Below are 18014 nucleotides of genomic sequence, written 5' to 3'. Positions count from 1 at the left end.
ATGCCAGATCGGGCCGCCGGCCACCACATCCTCGCGCCCGACGGCGAAAGAAGGTACTTCCCATGTCTGCAGTACAGCCCGCGACTCCGGTCGTTTCGGTCAAACCGGTGCGGCTCGACGCGCCGGGCCGCGGCGAGGATCTGCCGGTGCGCGTGTCCGCCCCGGCGTCCGGCCGGGATCTTCCGGTGATCGTGTTCTCGCACGGATTCAGCCAGTCCCTCGACAGTTACGGCCCGCTCGCCGACTACTGGGCCGCGCACGGATTCGTTGTCGTGCAACCGACTCACCTCGATTCGCGGACCCGTGCGCTGCCCGCGGAAGACCCGCGCACGCCGAACATCTGGCGGCTGCGGGTCGAAGACCTCCGGCACGTCATCGACCAGCTGGACACCGTCGAGGCGGCCTTGCCTGGGCTCAGCGGACGAGTCGACCACAGCCGGATCGCCGTCGCTGGGCACTCCTGGGGTGCGCAGTCGGCGAGCATGCTGCTGGGCGCGCGCGTCGTCGAGGCGGACGGCAGTGTCGGCGAGGATCTGTCCGATTCGCGCGTGACCGCCGGCGTACTGTTCGCGCTCACCGGCACCGGCGGCGCGGACCTGTCGCTATTCGCGGCCGAGCATTTCCCGTTCATGAGCCCGAATTTCGACAACCTGAAGGCACCCGCGCTGATCATCGCGGGGGACCAGGACGATTCGATGCTGTCCGTGCGCGGCCCGGACTGGTTCACCGACGCGTACCGGCTCAGCCCGGGGGAGAAGAGCCTGCTGACGCTCTTCGGCGCGGAGCATTCGCTCGGCGGCATCTCGGGCTACGAGGCCAAGGAAACCACCGACGAAAGCCCCGAACGCGTCGCACTCCAGCAGCGGCTCACCACGGCGTACCTCCGCAGCGCGCTCATCCCGGGCGACGACAGCTGGGCCGGGATCGAAGACAGCCCGCTCGGCCGCGTCGAATCGCACGAGTGAAAGGACTTCCCGAGATGACCACGAAACCGCGGTTCGGCATCATGACCGCGCCGATGCAGACCACGTACGCCTCGCTGCGGCAGGTTTGGCGCGAAGCGGACGCGATCCCGTCCATCGAGCACGCCTGGCTGTTCGACCACCTCCTCCCCATCGCGGGAGAACCGGACGGGCCGATTTTCGAGGGCTGGACGCTGCTTTCGGCACTGGCCGCGCAGACCGAACGGCTCCGGCTCGGGCTTTTGGTGACCAGCAACCGGTTCCGCCCGCCGGCGATGCTGGCGAAGATCGCGGCGACCGTCGACGTCGTGTCCGGCGGACGGCTCGATTTCGGCATCGGCGTCGGCTCGCGGCCGAGTCACCCGCTGGCGCGCCGGGAATACGAAGCGCACGGCCTGCCGTATCTGGAAACCGCCGACGCGGTGGGCCGGTTCGCCGAGGCGTGCACGGTGATCCGGAAGCTGTGGACGGAGGACCAGCCGTTCGATTTCGCCGGTGAACACGTTCAGCTGACCGGCGCGTTCGGCAACCCGAAGCCGGTGCAGCGCCCGCATCCGCCGTTCGTCATCGGCGGCCGGGCCCGCGCGACGCTGCGGGTGGTCGCCGAGCACGCCGACGTCTGGAACATCCCCGGCGGGGACATCGCGGACGCTGTCGAACGCAACGCGATGCTGGACGAGTACTGCGCGGAAATCGGCCGCGATCCGGCGGAGATCACGCGCTCGATCCACCTACCGGTGTCCTACGACCAGCCCGCTCACACCCGGGCGGCGATCGGGGAGGCGCTGGAAGCCGGGTTCGGCCATGTGGTGCTCGGGCTGTCGGCGCCGTTTCCGGCTGGGGTCGCGGAGTGGGTGGCGGAGGAGTTGATCGCGAAGGCGGGCTAGGCGGTCTCAGTGGGCGGTTGGCTGGAGGCGGAGCTGCCGGACGGGCGAAGCCCCCGCCTTCCGGTGGTCGACCGGAGGGGAGCCGCCGTGCCAAGATGACGCGCCTGGACGAGAAGGGGGCTCGGCAGTGGTGCTTGAGCAGGACGTGAACACGGCGGGACGGGTCCGGCGGGTGGCGCTCGCCAGCGCGATCGGGACGACGATCGAGTGGTACGACTACTTCGCCTACAGCACGGCGACCGCCTTGGTATTCAACAAGCTCTTCTTCCCGTCGCTGTCCCCGTCGTCCGGCACGCTCGCCGCGTTCGCGACGCTCGGCGTCGGGTTCGTCGCGCGGCCGCTGGGCGGGATCGTCTGGGGCCACTTCGGCGACCGCGTGGGGCGCAAGGCGATGCTGGTCGCGTCGCTGTTGCTGATGGGGCTCGCGACCGCGGGTGTCGGGGCGTTGCCGACGTACCACCAGGCAGGCGTGATCGCGCCGATCCTGCTCGTCGTTCTCCGCGTGCTGCAAGGGATTTCGGCCGGCGGCGAGTGGGGCGGCGCGGCGCTGATGGCGGTCGAGCACGCTCCGGAAGGCAAACGCGGGCGGTACGGATCCTTCTCGCAGATCGGCGTCCCGGCCGGGCTGATCCTGGCGCAGCTGGTGTTCTTCCTGGTCAACAACTCGCTGTCGCCGGATCAGTTCCGGTCCTGGGGCTGGCGGATCCCGTTCCTGGTCAGCCTCGTGCTGGTGGCGGTCGGGCTGGTGATCCGGCTGCGCGTGGAGGAAAGCCCGGTGTTCGCGAAGCTGCGCAGCACCGGCGAGCGCAGCAAGCTGCCGATCGTGGAGGTGCTGCGTGCGCGGCCGAAGCAGGTGCTCGCGGCGGCGGTCAGCTTCATCGCCAACACCGCGCTCGGCTACATCTTCTTCGCTTACCTGCTGTCGTACGGCACTTCGGTGCTGAAGCTGTCCAGCACGACGATGCTGGTCGTGGTGATCGTCGGCAGCGTGGTGTGGCTGGCGAGCATCGTCGCGGCGGCGATCTGGTCGGACTCGGTCGGGCGGAAACCGGTCTATCTGGCGGGTTCCGTGCTGCTGGTGGTCTGGTCGATCCCGTTCTTCCTGCTCGTGGACACCGCGAAGCCGTGGCTGCTGATCGTCGCGGTGGTGGTGCTGAACATCGGGCTCGGCGCGACGTACGGGCCGCAGTCGGCGTTGTTCTCGGAGCTGTTCGAATCCCGGTTCCGCTACAGCGGATCGTCGTTCGCCTACGCCGTCGGCGCGGTGCTGGGCGGCGGGTTCGCCCCGCTGATCGCGGCCTCGCTGCAGAGCTCGACCGGGACGTCGTTGTCCGTTTCGCTGTACATGGTGGGCGTCGGCGTGCTCAGTCTCCTCGCCGTGCTGGCGTTCCCGCGCAAGCCGCTCGTGGCGGTCACAGGAGAGTGAGCGGCACCGCGTCCGCCATCCGCTGGTACCCGGCGTCGCTCGGGTGCAGGTGGTCGCCGGAGTCGTAGGCGGGGAGCATCGCGAGCGGATCGGCGGGATCGCGGACGGCCGCGTCGAAGTCGACGACGCCGTCGTAGATCCCGCTGGTCCGGATGAAGGTGTTCACCGCCTGGCGGGTTTTCTCCAGCGTCGCGTCGTAGACCTTCCAGCCCTTGAACGGCGTCAGCGTGCCGCCGATGACCCGGATGCCCTGCGCCTTGGCCTGCGCGACGATCTGCCGCAGCGCGGAGACGATCATCGCCGGATCGGTCTGGTGCGGGTTCTGCTGGATGTCGTTGATGCCCTCCAGCACGATCAGCGTGCGGACGTCGCCGCTGGTCAGCACGTCGTCGGCGAGCCGGGCGAGCGCGTTGCGGCCTGAGGTGCCGCCGTCGAGCAGCAGCCGGTTGCCGCTGATCCCGGCGTTGAGCACGCCGAGCTGTCCGTGCAGCCGGTCGCTCAGCTTGTCCGGCCAGCGCCGGTTCGCGCCCGGGGTGGAGTGCGAGCCGTCGGTGATCGAATCGCCGAGCGTCACGACGGTGCCGCGCGCCGGCCCGCGGACGTCGACCTCGCTGACGTAGTGCCACACCGCGGTTTGCTCGGTGAACGACGCGCCGGATTCCTCGCCCGCGAAATCGCCGGCGCGGGTGAAGAACGACGTCTGCTGGGCGAGCGGATGGTAAGTGACCGGGCCGGACGGCGTGGGCACGTAGGTGGTCACCAGCAGGTTCGCGTCGGCCGGGACGCGCAGCCACGCCGGGTCGCTCAGCACCTCGGCGCCGGGCGGAACGACCACTGTGGACTGTCCGCCGAACGTCAGCGTGCGCATGGTGCCGCTGGCGGCGCGCGGGCCGTCGGCGGCGACGGCGAGCGTCACGTGGCCGAAGGCGAGCGGCGCGGTGCCGAAGGTGTTGGAAAGCCTTACCCTGGCCTGGTTTCCGCCCGCGCTGGTGTGCACGACGTTGCGGATCGAGTAGTTCGGATACCCCTGCGGCGTGTTCGCGACGGCGGCCGCGGGCGACGCCGCCCACGTGCCCACCCAGCCGTGCGCGGCCAGGTCGCCCTCGGCACTGCCCGACGCGGTGACCGCGCCCAGCGTGAGCGCGGCGGCCGTGGCAAGAGTCAGGGTCCGTTTCATGGAGACACTGTGCGCGCGCCCGCACGGCCAGGCATCCGCGGTCCCGGCCATCGGGTCGACAAAAAACCGGACAGGTTCTGCCTCCGGACGGGGGATACGACGGTGGTGTGCGGCCCGCGACGGGGAGACCATGGAGTGATGACAGACTCACAGTGGGTATCGCTATCCGGAAGCCTGCGTCCCGCGCTGTCCGAGGCCGAGGTGCTCGGCCCGCTCGACGCGGACGCCACCGTCACCGCGACCGTCGTGCTGCGGCGGCGCGCCGATCTGGACGTCGCCGCGCTGAGCGAGCCGCTCGCTCCCGCGGACTTCGCCGAGCGCTACGGGGCCACCGCCGACGATCTCGACCTGGTGCGCACCGTCCTCACCGACGCCGGCCTCACCGTCACCGACGCGCACGCCGGCTCGCGCCGCGTCTCGGTCCGCGGCCCGGCGCGCGCGATGACTGCCGCGTTCAAGGCCGAACTGAACCGGGTCCGCCACGGCGAGACCGGCGAATTCGCCGCACGCAGCGGGGAACTGGAACTGCCCGCCGCGCTCGGGGACGTCGTGGTCGCCGTGCTCGGCCTCGACGAGCGGCCGCAGGCGCGGGCGCAGTTCCGACTGCACAAGCAAGCCGCCGCGAAGGGGTACACGCCGGATCAGGTCGGGCAGCTCTACGGGTTCCCGGCCGACGCCGACGGCACCGGCCAGACCGTCGCGGTGATCGAACTCGGCGGCGGCTACAAGCCGGAGGACCTGAAGAAGTACTTCTCGGGCTTGAAGATCACCGAGCCGAAGATCACCGCGGCCGGGGTCGACGGCGGCAAGAACGCACCGACCGGCGACCCGAATTCGGCCGACGGGGAAGTGCTGCTGGACGTCGAGGTGATCGGTGCGCTCGCGCCGGGAGCCGCGCAGATCGTGTACTTCGCGCCGAACACTGACCAGGGTTTCCTGGACGCGGTGAGCACCGCGGTGCACGCGACGCCGACCCCGGTCGCGGTCAGCATCAGCTGGGGCCAGTCCGAGGACCAGTGGACGCCGCAGGCCCGCACCGCGATGGACCAGGCGTTCGCCGACGCCGCCGCGCTCGGCGTGACGGTGTGCTGCGCGTCCGGCGACAACGGCAGCGCGGACGGGCAGACCGACGGCGCGCAGCACGTCGATTTCCCGGCGTCGAGCCCGCACGCGCTCGCCTGCGGCGGCACCAAGCTCGACGGCACCCCACCGTCCACAGTGAACTCCGAAACCGTCTGGAACACCTCGGGCGGCGGCGCGACCGGCGGCGGGGTGAGCGACGCTTTCGGAGTTCCGGACTTCCAGAAGGCCGCGGGCGTGCCCGCGCGGGCGGGGGACGGCAAGCCCGGCCGCGGCGTCCCGGACGTGGCAGGCAACGCGGATCCTTCGACGGGGTACCAGGTTCTCGTCGACGGACAGCAGATCGTGGTCGGCGGCACGAGCGCGGTTTCGCCGTTGTGGGCGGCGCTGCTGGCCAGGCTGGCGCAGCTGTCCGGGCGCGGATTCGGGCTGGTGCACAGCAAGCTGTACGCCGGGGTCGGCGCGGGCAAGGCGCAGCCGGGGTTCCGCGACATCACCGAAGGCGGCAACGGCGCGTACTCGGCCGCCGCCGGATGGGACGCGTGCACCGGGCTCGGGGTGCCCGACGGTGCGGCGCTGCACCAGGTTCTCGGCGGCAAGAAGTCCTGAGTGGACAGTCAGGCGCCGAATTCCTTCTGGATTCTCGGCAGGACCTCGGCGCCGAGCAGTTCGATCGCCTTCATGACCTTGCGGTGCGGCACGCCGGACCAGTCCATCTGCATGGCGTAGCGGTCGGCCCCGGTGAGTTTCCCGACGGCGATCAGCCGGTCGGCGACCTCGTCGGGGCTGCCGACGAACAGCGCCGTGGCGTCCCGCGTGTACTCGTCGTACTCCGCGCGGGTCGGGATCTGCCAGCCGCGGGCCCGCGCGCCGTACTTCATCGTTTCCAGCCAGTACGGGTAGAAACTCTCCTTGGCGTCCTGCGAATTCTCCGCGACGAGACCGATCGCGCTCATCGTGACGTGCAGGTCGCCGGGGGAGTGCTCGCCCGCTTCGCCCGCCCGCCGGTAGAGGTCCACGAGCGGCGCGAACCGCTCCGGCTCGCCGCCGATCACCGCGTACACCACGGGCAGGCCGAGCAGCCCGGCGCGCACCGACGACTCCGGATGCCCGCCGGTGCCGACCGAAATCCGCAGCCGCCGTCCGTACGGGCGCGGGTAGACGTGCGCGTCGGTGAGCGGCGGGCGGAACCGGCCGGACCAGGTGATCGGGTCCTCTCGGTCGAGCCGCAGCAGCAGGGCCAGCTTCTCCTCGAACAGCTCGTCGTACTCGGCGAGGTCGGCTCCGAACAGCGGGAACGACTCGGTGAACGAACCCCGCCCGGCGAGCAGTTCCGCACGGCCGCGGCTGAGCTGGTCCAGCGTCGTGAACTGCTGGTACACCCGCACCGGGTCCTCGGTGGACAGCACGGTGACGGCGCTGGAGAGCGTGATGCGCTCGGTGACGCTCGCCGCGGCGGCCAGCACGGTCGCCGGGTTGGAGATCGCGAACTGTTCCAGATGGTGCTCGCCGAGGCCGTAGAACCCGAGGCCGAGCTCGTCGGCGAGCCGGATCCGCTCCAGCGTTTCGGCTAGCCGCCGCGCGACCGGGACCTGCTCGCCGGTCACCGGGTCGGCGGGCCGGTCGCCGAAACTGTAGATGCCGAGTTCCATCGCTTCACTTCCTCGTCGTCGCCCGCCGACGATACCGGTTGTTGACGTGTCATCGGTGCAACCTTCCGGCCCGCTCGCCCGTAGAGCACAGTGGAACGCACGGCGGGAGCGGACGGATGCGCGGGAAGATCGTCGCGATGGTGCTGGCCGGGACGGCCGCGGTCGCGGCCGGGTGCGCCGCGCAGGCGGAACCGGAGGCGCAGGCGGCCGGGCAGCCGCTGGCGCCGTCGCCGGAGCTGCCCGTGCCGCGGGTCGCGCACACCCCGCCGCGCCCGCCGTGCTCAGTGGACACCGGCGCGTGCGCCAGCCTCTCGCTGCGGCGGGCGTGGCTGCTGGAGAAGGGCGCGGTGGTGCGTTCGGTCCCGATGGAACCGGGCGCCCCTGGCGAGCCGACTCCGACCGGGACGTTCAAGGTGGCGTGGAAGGACCGCGTGCACCGCAGCGACGAGTACGGCGACGACATGCCGAACTCGGTCTTCTTCGCCGCGGGCGGCATCGCCTTCCACGCCGGGCCGCTCGACCGGCCGTCGCACGGCTGCATCCACCTGACCGAGGAGGATTCGGCGCTGTTCTTCGACCGGCTGCCGGTGGGGGCCGAGGTCGAGGTGCACGGCTGACCGGCGGGTCAGCCCGGCTGGCCGATGTTCACCATCCAGGAGATGCCGAACCGGTCGGTGCAGGCGCCGAACTCGTCGCCCCACATCTGCTTCTCCAGCGGAACCGTCACCGTTCCGCCGTCGGACAGCTTTTCCCAGCAGCCGCGCAGCAGATCGCCGTCGTCGCCGCTGAGGCTGATCGAGATGTTCGTGCCCGGGTTGTGCTCCATGCCCGGCGGGACGTCGGAGGCCATGAGCGTGAACCCGTTGCCGCCCTCCAGCATCGCGTGCATGACGTTGTCCGCGTTGCCGGCCTCCGCAGGGGCGCCGGCCTCCCCGTAGGTGTTCAGCGCGAGGTCGCCGCCGAATACGCCGTGGTAGTACTCCATCGCCTGGCGCGCGTTGCCCGCGAAGCTGATGTAGGGGTTGAGTTTCGAGGCCATCGGGCCCTCCTCAGGTACTGGACGGACTCGAATCGTCGCAGCTGCGAAGGGGCGCGGCAACGGGATCAAGCCCGGTCGGGCGACCCCCGTCGCGGGCATGCTCAGGGGTCGCCGGTGAGTTTGTCGCGCAGCTGTTCGAGCGTTTGCGACAGCAGCCGGGACACGTGCATCTGGGAGATCCCGACCTGCTCGGCGATCTGCGTCTGGGTGAGGCCGCCGAAGAACCGCATCACCAGGATCGCGCGCTCCCGCTTGGGCAGTTCGCGCAGCAGCGGCTGCAGGGCCTCGTGATTCTCGATGTGCTCGATCTCCGGGTCGTCGCTGCCGAGCGTGTCGGCGAGCAGCAGCGGTTCGGCGTCGTCGTGCACCGGCTTGTCGACGGACAAAGTCTGGTACGCGTGGCCCGCGACGAGTCCTTCGTGGACCTCGGACAGCTCGAGGCCGAGGTGCTCGGCGAGTTCGGTGGGCGTCGGCGCGCGGCCGAGCGTCTGCGACAGGGTGGCCGAACCGCGGCTGAGCGCGAGGTGCAGTTCCTTGAGCCGCCGCGGCACGCGCACCGACCAGCCGGTGTCGCGGAAGTACCGGCGGATCTCGCCCATGATCGTCGGCACGGCGAAGGACAGGAAGTCCGGTCCGCGGTCCGGGGTGAACCGGTCGATCGCGTTGATCAGTCCGATCCGGGCGACCTGGACCAGGTCCTCGCGGGGTTCGCCGCGCCCGGTGAACCGGGTGGCGATGTGCTCGGCGACCGGCAGGAATTCGGTGACGAGCTGTTCGCGCAGCCGCGGCCGCCGCCCGTCGTCGGCGGGCAGAGCGGCAAGCTCCTCGAACAGCGGCGCGGTGTGCGCGTATTCGTCGCGGTGGCGGGTGACCGGCTGCTGGTTCACCCGCTCCCCTCCCGGTGCAGATCGAGGTCGAGGGTGAGCGCGTACCCGTCTTCGGCGGGGTCCGGCACGCACCGCGCCGACACGTTCGCGGCCAGGGTGGTCAGCACGTGCCAGCCGAAACTTCGCTCGCTCGGCGGCTCGGGATGACGCGTGCGGGTCTTGACGCCGAACCGGATCCCGTCGGGCGAGACGGTGAACTGGCAGGTCATCGCCGCGCCGGGGGCCGCCGTCGAGACGACCTGGGCGCACGCCTCGTCGACGGCCATCTTGGCGTCGGCGATCGCGTCGAGCCCGTAGTCGGCCCGCGCGGCGACAGCCTGCGCGAGCATGCGGACAAGCGGGATCTGGTACGTCTCCGCCGGAAGCCGCAGCTCGATCACCTCGTCGAGCAAACGGTCCACGGCTGGCATGCCGCCGCTGGCGCGGCCGCCGGGTCCCTCGTCGTTCATGGCCTCCGCATACCCAGGCGCGGCGCGATCGACACGTGCGGCGGGATTCCCGAATTGTGCGCAGGGGCACGTTTGCGGCCGCGTTCTCCCGGACCGAGGCGCCGGGCCGGGCGCTCCGGCGCGTGAATCTCCGGTGAGGCGGACGGCGATTTCGCGTGACAAACCGGCGGGCGTTGGGTAGTCAGCAGGGAGAACCTTTTCGGAAGCGGGGTGACCCCCATGGTGCAGGTGCGGGTGCAGGGGCTGGCCGTGGTGGCGCAGGAGTCGGCGCCGGTCGTGCTGCTGCGCGAGGAATCGGGCTCGCGCCGGTGGCTCGCCATCACCATCGGCGCGCCGGAAGCGCAGGAACTGGCCGCCGCGCAGGAACAGGTCGTGTCGGCGAGGCCGGGGACGGTCGAGCTGATCATCGAGGTGCTGGCGGCGCTGGGCCAGCGCGTGGAGCGGATCGAGATCACCCAGCTGCTGGACAGCATCTTCCACGCGGACCTCGTCCTGACCGGCGGCGTGCGGGTCTCGGCCCGCCCGAGCGACGCGATCGCGATCGGGCTGCGGACCCACGCCCCGCTGGAGGTCGCCGAAGCGGTGCTGGACGAGGCGGCGGTCGACGTGACTGTCGCGGCGGGGGACGAGGCGTCGCTCGGCTCGGCGCTCGAGGCCGCGGCGGATCTGGAGGAACCGGCGGAGGCCGCCGAGGACGAGATCCGGCGGTTCCGGGATTTGCTGGACGACGTGAGTCCGGAGGATTTCCGGGATCCGGACGCCTGATCGCGGTCCGTGGGGAGAAGGTGCGGCGAGGCTCCGTGGAACACGGTTGGTCGCCGAGATTGCCTTGTGTGGCCAGTGAAGTCATGGGTGATGCCCCTGTGGGGCGGTCGAGCAGGAGGCTTCGGCTCTTGGCTGCCAGGTCTCGGCTGCGGCAGGTTAGCCAAGGCGGGATGAATTCCGCCTCAGCCCCCGGGGTGCGGTTGTGCTCAAGCTTGCGCCGCCTGCGCGGTGTCTGATGTAGTTATCGGCGTCCTGGGTGTCCTCAGTGGACGGTCAAGCTTTCTCGGCCGGGCGGGGCAGCGGGATCTCGGTGAGCCCCTCGGCGGCACCGGAGCGTGCGCAGTCCAGGGGGAAGAGCGAGAGCAAACGCCGGACCGTGGGCGCGGTGCCCGGATCGACGTAGAAATCGGTCTCCGCCCCCGCGGCGAGCAGCTTCAGCCGGATCAGGACGCGAAGCCCGGCGACGCCGAGGAAGGTCGTGCGGCGAAGGTCGACGATCACCAGGCTGACCGTGCTGCGCAGCCTGGACTCGACAACCTCGGCCAGCCGAGGCGCGGTAGCGAGGTCAACCTCCCCGGCGACCTCGACGACGGCCGTCCCCGGCGCGGGGTGGCGGACGCGCAGCCGGAGCATCCCCGTCGGATCCGGCGGGGGAAGAGCGGTCAGTCGGGCACTGTGCGCGGCGGTCATCACGGCACTCTCTCTGAGCCGCGCACAGGGCTGCGGCGGAATGCCGGACCGGCCGGCCCCGGGCATCCCGGCGCGCGGGACGAATCACGGTGGCTGGAGGCTCAACCACCCTCCACGGTAGCTCCCCTCCGCCGCACAGGGAAGCCGCCGAAGGGGGACGGACGGCAACCGGTCGCCCTGCGAGCACGGCCGCCGCAGGTCGGGACGGTAAGGGCCGGGCGGTTGTTGAACGATCGGACGACCGCGGGGGAGGCCGACGCTGCGCGCGCCGAAAACGGGGCCGGTGAAGGGCAATCCGGTTGGGTTGGTGCGTTTGCTGGCGGGTGGGCGAGGTCTGTTGCGGTGGGCTGGGGGACGCGGCTGGGGGAGGCGCGGGTGGAGGGCGGATCCGGTCCGGTCGGGGCGTTCTGCTGGCTGGTGGGGGAGTTCGGGGCGGCGGGATGGGGACGTGGTTGGAAGAGGTGCCGGTGGAGGGCGATCCGGTCGGGGTTGGTGCGTTTTGGGTGCGGTGGGGTGGGGGCGGCGGCTGGGAGAGGTGCGGGCGAAGGGCAATCCGGTCCGGTCGGGGCGTTTTGCTGACGGGCGGGCGACGCCGGTGGCGGCGGGATGAGGGAGGTGGCTGGGAACGGAACCGGGAAGAACATTCCGGCCGTCGCGCGGGGTCCGAGACCCGTTGCGTGAGATGGCGGCGGCAGCCGGGAGGACAGACGAAGAACAATCCGGCGGGGCGGGGCGTGCACCTCGCTGGCGGCGGAGATCCGTTGCGCGGGAAGGCCGTGGCCGTCGGGAGAGGCGCTCGTGCTGGCCTCCTCCAGCTTCGACAGCGAGAACAGCGCGGCTTCCGAAATCCCCCGATCGAACCCCGTCTAACCGCCGATCCGAGGCGGCCCGGCGTCCACGACGGTCAGCGAGAGCTCCAGCGGGTCGAAGTGGATCAGCGATTCCATCCACCATGTCATCCCCGCCTCGGCGAGCGCCGCGAGATTCACTCCGCTCGGGTCTTCCCACGCCGGGCTGGCGTTGCCGGAGACCGCGACGTCGTAAGGGCGGTCCGCTGGCCGGACTTGGGCGACCAGGCTGGCCAACGCCGAGGGCGAGGGCGAGGGCGGCTGAGGGCCCGGGTCCGGGAAGATCCCGTCGCTCGCGGCGGCACGTTCCAAGACCCGCGGGTGCCGCGTCGTGCTGCCTGTCCACACCGGAATGCGATAGGGCTCCGGATCGGCGGCGTCCAGGCTCACCTGGTAGTGCGGGCCCCGGTGGTCAACGGCCTTCCCCGCCCACATCGCGCGGACGATCTCCAGCGCCTCGTCGGTCCGGGACGACAAAGCACCGGGCGAGGACGGATCGCCGAAGCGGCTGAAGTCGCCCGTTTCGTCGGAGCCGATGCCGGTTCCCAGGATCAATCGCCCGCGCGAGAGGCGTGCGACGGTGGCGGCTTGGCGGGCCAGCACCCACGGACGGCGGCGGCTCGGCGGCGTGACCATCGGGCCCAGCAGCACCCGGCTCGTCGCCTGCGCCATCGCGGCCAGGGTGGTCCAGGTGTCCGCGATCGGCGGCATCGCGGGCACCACGTGGTCCCACAGGAACACGCCGTCCCAGCCGGCGGCTTCGGCTCGGACCGCCAGGTCGACCAACGCCGCCGGGTCGCCGAGCGGGCCGAACGGCGGCAGGTAGAGGCCGTAGCGAACGTGGTCTGACATGGAGATCCCCCTCCGGATCGGTCGAACCCGACCGTACCGGGACGCACCGACAAAAAACCGGCCCGAGATCTTCTTCCGGCCTCCGCCGTTCGGACGTTGCCGGGTAACGGGACCCTAGGTTACGGTGACCTATGTGTGGATCGACGTGCTCCTGCTCGCGAAGCTCGCCGAGCGGCCGTGGCACGGGTACGAGCTGCGCAAGCAGGTCGAGGAATCCAGCGGTCGCGCGCTGTCGAACAACTCGCTCTACCCGGCGCTGCGACGGTTCGCCGAAGCGGGCGCGGTGACCCGGACCGCCGAGCCGCAGGAGGGGCGGCCGCCGCGGCACGTTTACACGATCACCGACGTCGGGCGGGAGCTGCTGCACGATCTGCTCGCCGACCTGCCGCCGGAGCTGGCTGGCGATCCGGCCGAGTTTCTGGCGCGGCTGGCGGGATTCGGCAGGCTCGCCCCGGAGGAACGGCTGCGGGTGCTGGACGCCAGGGAGACCGCTGTCGCGGCGCAGCGGGACCGGATCGCGAAGCTCGGCGCGGGGCAGACCGACCCGTGGAGCAGGCTCGTGCTGGCCGAGGTCCAGCGCCGCGCGGAGAACGAACAGGACTGGCTCGCGTCGTTGCGCACGCGAGCGGGCTGACCGAGGAGGATCCCGAATGTCGACCCCAACCAAGCTGCCTTTCGCCAGGCCGAACGTCCTGGACATCGCGCCGCTGTACGAAGTCCTGCGCCGCGAAGGCCCGATCGTCCCGGTGACGACCCCGGCGGGCGACCCGGCCTGGCTCGTCACGGCCTACGAGCAGGCGCGGGAAGTGTTCGCGGACAACCGGTTCGGCCGTTCGCACCCGCATCCCGAGGACGCCTCGGCCGTCTCCGACGCCGCGGTGCTGAACGGCCCGCAGGGCGATTTCGAGACCGAGCAGCGGGAGCACGCCCGGCTGCGCCGCCTGCTGGTCCCGGCGTTCTCGGCGAACCGGATGCGCCGGCTCGGCAGCCGGATTCAGGAACTCGCGGACCGGTGCCTCGACGGGATGGAAGGCGCGGGCTCGCCGGCGAATCTGCACGAGCATCTGTCGTTTCCCTTGCCGGTGCTGGTGATCTGCGAACTCCTCGGCGTCCCGTACGAGGACCGCGAGAAGTTCCGCGACCTCTCCGACCGCATTGGCGTGCTCGACAGCGGCGGCGACGCCGAGGTAGCCATGACCGAGTTCACCGCCTACATGTCCGGGCTCGCCGACACGAAACGCGCGAACCCGGGCCAGGACGTGGTGTCGGACCTGGTCGCCGCGCAGGCCGACGACCCGACGTTCACCGACGACGACCTCGGCAGGCTCGCCGCGGGACTGCTCTTCGCCGGCCACGAGACCACGTCGAACCGGATCGACCTCGGCGTGCTGTTCCTGCTCACCGACCTCGCCCGCCGCGACGCACTGGCCGCCGACCCCGAAGCGCGCGTGCACGCCACTGTCGAGGAAATCCTGCGGATGTCCGCGCCGGGAGGGCTCGGCTTGCTTCGGTACGCGCACGAGGACGTCGAAATCGGCGGCGTCCGCATCCCGCGCGGCGACGCGGTGATGATCTCGACCGCTTCGGCCAACCGTGACCCGTCGGTGTTCGCGGACGCGCACGAGTTCGACGCGGACCGCAAACCCAACTCGCACATCGCCTTCGGCTACGGCGGTTACTTCTGCATCGGGGCGAGCCTTGCGCGCACGGAGTTGCGCGTGGTGTTCACGACGTTGTTCCGCCGCTTCCCGAATCTGCGGCTCGCGGTGCCCGCCGACGAGTTGGAGGTGCGGGCGAACCGGCTGACGGGCGGGGTTTCGCAGGTGCCGGTGGTGTGGTGAGGGTCGTGCGTGGCTAACCAGCCGGTCCTGGCCAGCCGGTGAGAACCGGCACGAACACTCACAAGGACTCGATCGTGGCAGTCCCGGTGTTGACGAACGGATGCGTGGCACTCACGGTGATCGTCCCCGGAGTGCCGCGCATCGACCGCACCCACACCGCCGCCGCGCCGCCGACGGCACCGAAATCCAGGTAAGGGTCGCCGATCAGCACGCCGGGGCCCTTCACGGCGACGGCCAGCACTCCTCGGGCATGCGGACGCGGTGCGCCGTAACGGTCGAGCGAGCGCAGCGCGACCCGGGTGGTGTCCGCGCCGTCGGCGATGATCTGGTCGTCGTCGGCGGTCACCGCGATGGTGTCGTACGCCGGGTCCGCGCTGAATCGCCTGCGCAGCACGGTTTGCCCGCCGATCCGGCCCTCGATGGTCAACTCGGGGCGCGTCCGGCCGTTCACCCGTAAGTCCACCGAGAACGGCGGATACGCCAGGTGCGGGAACCGCGCGCGATCCGGCCGCACGGTGATCGGGCGCTTGCCCGCGACGGTGACCACCAGCACCTCGCAGTTAGACCAGATGATCGCGTCGCGACCCGGTCCGCCCGGCGGCGAACCGGGGCCGAAATCCCAGTAGAAGGCCGGTTCGATCACCGCGCCGCGGGATGGATCCCGCTGGGCGCGGTAGAAAGCCGCGCCCAGTTTGGGGATGCGGAAGAAATCCATCACGCCGGGGTATTTCACGCCGCGATAGTGGTGATACCAGCCGGACGGATAGTCGAAACCGCACCAGCCGAGCAGGCCGCTGTACCGCGGATCGGACGCGGCGTGGTCGTGCACCCAGGCGTGCAGCATGCTCTGTTCCCGTTGCACCGCGAGGGAATCCGTCCGGCGGAAGTACGCTGAGCCGACGAGCGTGCCGATCGCTTCGCTGACCAGATAAGGAACTCCGCGTCGCGGCGGGCGCAGCGGGGGAGGGGAACCCGCCGGCCGCGGGCGGCTGTAGTCGTTGAAGGAGAACACCCCGCCCGCCGCTTTCACCGGGTACAGCGGCGAAACGTAGCCGCGTTCGCCCGCGACGGCACCGGTGCACGGCCGCATCGGGTCGAGTTCCGCGGCGAGCTGATCGGTCCTTCCGTACAGGGCGTATTGGCCGAGTGTCTCGTTCACCCGGGTGCCCCACACGATGATCGACGGATGGTTGCGGTCGCGGACGATCATGTCGTGCACGTCGCGCACCGCCAGCTCCTGCCACGCCGTGTCGCCGACGTGATCCCAGCCCGGCAGTTCCTCCCACACCAGCAGGCCGAGTTCGTCGCAGGCGTCGAGAAACGCCGTGGCCTGCGGATAATGCGAGCAGCGGACCATCGTGCAGTTCAGCTCTTCTTTCAGCAGCTGAGCGTCACGACGCTGCACCCGATCCGGCATCGCGCCGCCGACGAACGGGTACCACTGGTGCCGGTTGAGCCCGAACAGCTTGAGCGGCTTCCCGTTCAGCCGGAAACCGTCCACAGTGAACTGGGCGTCGCGCAGCCCGGTGCGCACCGGGTACGTGTGCACTTTCCGGCCGTCGACGGCGAGCGTGACGAGGATGTCGCACAATACCGGGTCGTCCAGATCCCACAGCTGCACCGCGTCGAGGCCTTGCAGCGACACCGTGACCTCGGTGTTTCCCTTCGGCAGTCCGGTGAGATCGGTGTAGGACGACGCCACCTCGGCACCGTGCTGGCTGAGCTCGGCGGTGAGCCGGACCGGGCCTTTGACCGCCTTCGCCGAATCCACCGTGCAGTGCAGCAGCACCTCGCGATTCGGCGTCAGCACGGCGATCTGCTGCGCGTACACATCGGACAGGTAGGTCTGCGGCACACCCGTGAGCTGGACGTCGCGGTACAGCCCGGCCGGCTGGTAGAAGTCGATGGCGGTCGGGTTCGGGAATTCCGGCAGGTCCGGCGGCGTGTTCTGCTGCCAGCGCCCGTCGACGACCACCGCGAGCACGTTGTCCTTGTCGGTCAGCAGGCCGGTCACCTCGCAGCTCAGCGGCAGGTAACCGCCGCTGCGCATGGCGACGCGGCGGCCGTTGAGATACACCGTCGCGGCGCTGAGCACCCCGTCGAACCGCAGGAACGCCCGGTTCCGGCGCAGCTGCGCGGGCGCGAGGAAATGCTGCCGGTACACCCAGACGCGCTGCCAGTCCGACGGCTCCCAGTCCTGCCAGGACAGCGGGACGACGCAGTGCGGCACCGAAACCAGCGCCATCTCGCCGTCGTCGAAGTCCGGATCGGTGCTGCCGGGCACGAACGGGCCGAAAAGCCAGTCCGCGCCGAACCCGTCCCGCGCCACCGGGGGCGCGGGACGGGAAAGCGCGGCGGCGAGCGCGCCCGAACCGGCGATCGCCGCGCCGGCCCCCAGCAGGAAACTTCGCCGGGGGTGCGCGGCGAACCAGGAGGCCCGCCCGGAGGGCTCGCCCGTCATCCCCGTCGGCGGGCAGTTCCGGGGCGGGGCGCGGACGGGCCGCCGGGAAGCGTCGCTGCCTGCATGGCGCGAGCTTACTTCCGCTCTTGTTCAGCAGAGGTCAGCTGCTCAGGCGAGGTCGGCGAGCCGGTCGACCTGGTCGGGATCGCCGCCGTAGCAGTACAGCATCACCTCGTCCGCGCCGAGATCGCGGTACGCGCGGATCGCGGACCGGATGTCGGCGGCCGCGGTGAGCATGCCGCTCACCATCTGCTCCGCCATTCCGGTGAATTCGTAGTACGCGTACATCGCCTTTTTGGCTTCGTCCACGAGGGAATCCGGGCCGAGCGCGACGTTCACCTGCGCGACAAGGCGCGGCTCGCCCTTGCGGCCGAGCTCCTGCCAGTCGCGGCGCACGGTGTCGAACAACCCGCCCGCCCACGACGGCGGAGCGGCGGCGAGCAGGCCGTCGCCCCAGCGGGCGACGCGGGCCAGCGCCTTGGGTTTGAACGCGCCGATCAGGATTTCCGGACCGCCTTCGCGGGCGGGGGCCGGGCCGATCGGACCGGCTTCGGCGCTGTGCGGTTCGCCGGACCACAGCCGGGACAGGTCGGCGAGCTGCTGGTCGAAGCGGCGGCCGCGCTCGCGCAGCGGGGTGCCGGCGGCGTGGTGGTCGTCCTCGCGGCCGCCGACGCCGAGGCCGAGCACGAACCGGCCGCCGCTCATCAGGTCGAGCGTGGCGGCCTGCTTGGCGAGCAGCGCCGTCTCGCGCAGCGGGGCGAGCAGGACCTCGGTCTGCAGCCGGACGCGGGTGGTCGCGCCGGCCAGCACGGCGAGCGCGGTGAGCGGTTCGGGATTGTGGTAGACGAGCCGGTCGAGCAGCCCGAGCGTGCTGAACGGGCCGGCGTCCGCGCGCCGCGCCCACTCGAGCAGGGCGGCGGGGTCGCTGATGGGCAGGCCAATGCCGATGGACATCGGGGAACCTCCGGGTAAACGGGTCGACAACAACAAAGTTGCCG

17 protein-coding genes are annotated in these 18014 nt (G+C 71.0%); 8 read left to right on the top strand and 9 right to left on the bottom strand.

Annotated features, from left to right (window positions below; genetic code table 11):
- The first annotated feature begins 62 nt into the window (after positions 1 to 62).
- From ABD156_RS22300 to ABD156_RS22290, 3 genes are all read left to right on the top strand, one after another.
- Positions 63 to 965, top strand: a complete 903-nt coding sequence (locus ABD156_RS22300; protein ID WP_344276782.1) for an alpha/beta hydrolase family protein — start codon at positions 63 to 65, stop codon at positions 963 to 965.
- Positions 966 to 979: 14 nt separating this feature from the next.
- The gene (locus ABD156_RS22295) at positions 980 to 1849 is read left to right on the top strand and encodes an LLM class flavin-dependent oxidoreductase (RefSeq protein WP_344276779.1); all 870 of its coding nucleotides are present in this window, start codon (positions 980 to 982) and stop codon (positions 1847 to 1849) included.
- A 127-nt stretch (positions 1850 to 1976) separates the two neighbouring features.
- On the top strand, positions 1977 to 3275 hold the full coding sequence (locus tag ABD156_RS22290; RefSeq protein WP_344276776.1) for an MFS transporter: 1299 nt from the start codon (positions 1977 to 1979) through the stop codon (positions 3273 to 3275).
- Here ABD156_RS22290 and ABD156_RS22285 read toward each other — a convergent pair.
- Positions 3262 to 4452 carry an SGNH/GDSL hydrolase family protein gene (locus ABD156_RS22285; protein WP_344276773.1) on the bottom strand — a complete coding sequence of 397 codons (1191 nt, stop codon included), beginning with the start codon at positions 4450 to 4452 and terminating at the stop codon, positions 3262 to 3264. The two genes, ABD156_RS22290 and ABD156_RS22285, sit on opposite strands and share 14 nt — an antisense overlap.
- Positions 4453 to 4590: 138 nt before the next feature.
- Between ABD156_RS22285 and ABD156_RS22280 the strand changes: the two genes are divergently transcribed.
- Positions 4591 to 6141, top strand: a complete 1551-nt coding sequence (locus tag ABD156_RS22280) for a S53 family peptidase (RefSeq protein WP_344276770.1) — start codon at positions 4591 to 4593, stop codon at positions 6139 to 6141.
- Between the two features lie 8 nt (positions 6142 to 6149).
- On the opposite strand, the gene ABD156_RS22275 is transcribed toward ABD156_RS22280, so the two are convergent.
- A complete protein-coding gene (locus ABD156_RS22275; protein ID WP_344276767.1) occupies positions 6150 to 7184 on the bottom strand; it encodes an LLM class flavin-dependent oxidoreductase in 1035 nt (344 codons plus the stop codon).
- Positions 7185 to 7300: 116 nt separating this feature from the next.
- On the opposite strand from ABD156_RS22275, the gene ABD156_RS22270 reads away from it, so the two are divergent.
- Complete coding sequence (locus tag ABD156_RS22270; RefSeq protein WP_344276765.1) at positions 7301 to 7801, top strand: L,D-transpeptidase; 501 nt, start codon at positions 7301 to 7303, stop codon at positions 7799 to 7801.
- An 8-nt stretch (positions 7802 to 7809) separates the two neighbouring features.
- Here ABD156_RS22270 and ABD156_RS22265 read toward each other — a convergent pair whose 3' ends face one another.
- From ABD156_RS22265 to ABD156_RS22255, 3 genes are all read right to left on the bottom strand, one after another.
- On the bottom strand, positions 7810 to 8223 hold the full coding sequence (locus ABD156_RS22265; RefSeq protein WP_344276762.1) for a VOC family protein: 414 nt from the start codon (positions 8221 to 8223) through the stop codon (positions 7810 to 7812).
- Between the two features lie 101 nt (positions 8224 to 8324).
- Positions 8325 to 9110, bottom strand: a complete 786-nt coding sequence (locus ABD156_RS22260) for a SigB/SigF/SigG family RNA polymerase sigma factor (protein ID WP_344276760.1) — start codon at positions 9108 to 9110, stop codon at positions 8325 to 8327.
- Positions 9107 to 9559 carry an ATP-binding protein gene (locus ABD156_RS22255; protein WP_344276757.1) on the bottom strand — a complete coding sequence of 151 codons (453 nt, stop codon included), beginning with the start codon at positions 9557 to 9559 and terminating at the stop codon, positions 9107 to 9109. Before ABD156_RS22255 ends, ABD156_RS22260 begins: the two co-directional genes overlap by 4 nt.
- Before the next feature lie 219 nt (positions 9560 to 9778).
- Here ABD156_RS22255 and ABD156_RS22250 point away from each other — a divergent pair, with 219 nt between their 5' ends.
- The gene (locus ABD156_RS22250) at positions 9779 to 10324 is read left to right on the top strand and encodes a bifunctional nuclease family protein (RefSeq protein WP_344276754.1); all 546 of its coding nucleotides are present in this window, start codon (positions 9779 to 9781) and stop codon (positions 10322 to 10324) included.
- A gap of 273 nt (positions 10325 to 10597) precedes the next feature.
- On the opposite strand, the gene ABD156_RS22245 is transcribed toward ABD156_RS22250, so the two are convergent.
- Both ABD156_RS22245 and ABD156_RS22240 read right to left on the bottom strand, forming a co-directional pair.
- A complete protein-coding gene (locus tag ABD156_RS22245; RefSeq protein WP_344276752.1) occupies positions 10598 to 11014 on the bottom strand; it encodes an STAS domain-containing protein in 417 nt (138 codons plus the stop codon).
- An 866-nt stretch (positions 11015 to 11880) separates the two neighbouring features.
- Positions 11881 to 12714 (bottom strand): LLM class flavin-dependent oxidoreductase, encoded by an 834-nt coding sequence (locus ABD156_RS22240; RefSeq protein WP_344276750.1) that lies wholly within the window; start codon positions 12712 to 12714, stop codon positions 11881 to 11883.
- Positions 12715 to 12838: 124 nt separating this feature from the next.
- Between ABD156_RS22240 and ABD156_RS22235 the strand changes: the two genes are divergently transcribed.
- Together ABD156_RS22235 and ABD156_RS22230 are read left to right on the top strand one after the other, a co-directional pair.
- Entirely contained in the window at positions 12839 to 13348 is a 510-nt protein-coding gene (locus ABD156_RS22235) for a PadR family transcriptional regulator (protein ID WP_344276748.1), read from the top strand.
- A gap of 16 nt (positions 13349 to 13364) precedes the next feature.
- Positions 13365 to 14555: a cytochrome P450 gene (locus ABD156_RS22230; RefSeq protein ID WP_344276745.1), complete on the top strand. Its 1191-nt coding sequence runs from the start codon at positions 13365 to 13367 to the stop codon at positions 14553 to 14555.
- 58 nt (positions 14556 to 14613) lie between these two features.
- On the opposite strand, the gene ABD156_RS22225 is transcribed toward ABD156_RS22230, so the two are convergent.
- Together ABD156_RS22225 and ABD156_RS22220 are read right to left on the bottom strand one after the other, a co-directional pair.
- Complete coding sequence (locus ABD156_RS22225) at positions 14614 to 17016, bottom strand: glycoside hydrolase family 2 protein (RefSeq protein ID WP_344276742.1); 2403 nt, start codon at positions 17014 to 17016, stop codon at positions 14614 to 14616.
- Positions 17017 to 17124: 108 nt separating this feature from the next.
- Positions 17125 to 17970 (bottom strand): LLM class flavin-dependent oxidoreductase, encoded by an 846-nt coding sequence (locus ABD156_RS22220; protein WP_344276739.1) that lies wholly within the window; start codon positions 17968 to 17970, stop codon positions 17125 to 17127.
- Between the last annotated feature and the right edge of the window lie 44 nt (positions 17971 to 18014).

The organism is Amycolatopsis albidoflavus (assembly GCF_039525725.1).
Classification (GTDB): domain Bacteria; phylum Actinomycetota; class Actinomycetes; order Mycobacteriales; family Pseudonocardiaceae; genus Amycolatopsis; species Amycolatopsis albidoflava.
This window is presented reverse-complemented; position numbering and strand designations above follow the sequence as displayed.

Coding starts and splice junctions, on each gene's coding strand:
- ABD156_RS22240 (WP_344276750.1), bottom strand. CDS start 12,714: ATGTCAGACCACGTTCGCTACGGCCTCTACCTGCCGCCGTTCGGCCCG.
- ABD156_RS22220 (WP_344276739.1), bottom strand. CDS start 17,970: ATGTCCATCGGCATTGGCCTGCCCATCAGCGACCCCGCCGCCCTGCTC.
- ABD156_RS22270 (WP_344276765.1), top strand. CDS start 7,301: ATGCGCGGGAAGATCGTCGCGATGGTGCTGGCCGGGACGGCCGCGGTC.
- ABD156_RS22255 (WP_344276757.1), bottom strand. CDS start 9,559: ATGAACGACGAGGGACCCGGCGGCCGCGCCAGCGGCGGCATGCCAGCC.
- ABD156_RS22280 (WP_344276770.1), top strand. CDS start 4,591: ATGACAGACTCACAGTGGGTATCGCTATCCGGAAGCCTGCGTCCCGCG.
- ABD156_RS22295 (WP_344276779.1), top strand. CDS start 980: ATGACCACGAAACCGCGGTTCGGCATCATGACCGCGCCGATGCAGACC.
- ABD156_RS22245 (WP_344276752.1), bottom strand. CDS start 11,014: ATGACCGCCGCGCACAGTGCCCGACTGACCGCTCTTCCCCCGCCGGAT.
- ABD156_RS22250 (WP_344276754.1), top strand. CDS start 9,779: ATGGTGCAGGTGCGGGTGCAGGGGCTGGCCGTGGTGGCGCAGGAGTCG.
- ABD156_RS22285 (WP_344276773.1), bottom strand. CDS start 4,452: ATGAAACGGACCCTGACTCTTGCCACGGCCGCCGCGCTCACGCTGGGC.
- ABD156_RS22230 (WP_344276745.1), top strand. CDS start 13,365: ATGTCGACCCCAACCAAGCTGCCTTTCGCCAGGCCGAACGTCCTGGAC.
- ABD156_RS22275 (WP_344276767.1), bottom strand. CDS start 7,184: ATGGAACTCGGCATCTACAGTTTCGGCGACCGGCCCGCCGACCCGGTG.
- ABD156_RS22300 (WP_344276782.1), top strand. CDS start 63: ATGTCTGCAGTACAGCCCGCGACTCCGGTCGTTTCGGTCAAACCGGTG.
- ABD156_RS22225 (WP_344276742.1), bottom strand. CDS start 17,016: ATGACGGGCGAGCCCTCCGGGCGGGCCTCCTGGTTCGCCGCGCACCCC.
- ABD156_RS22265 (WP_344276762.1), bottom strand. CDS start 8,223: ATGGCCTCGAAACTCAACCCCTACATCAGCTTCGCGGGCAACGCGCGC.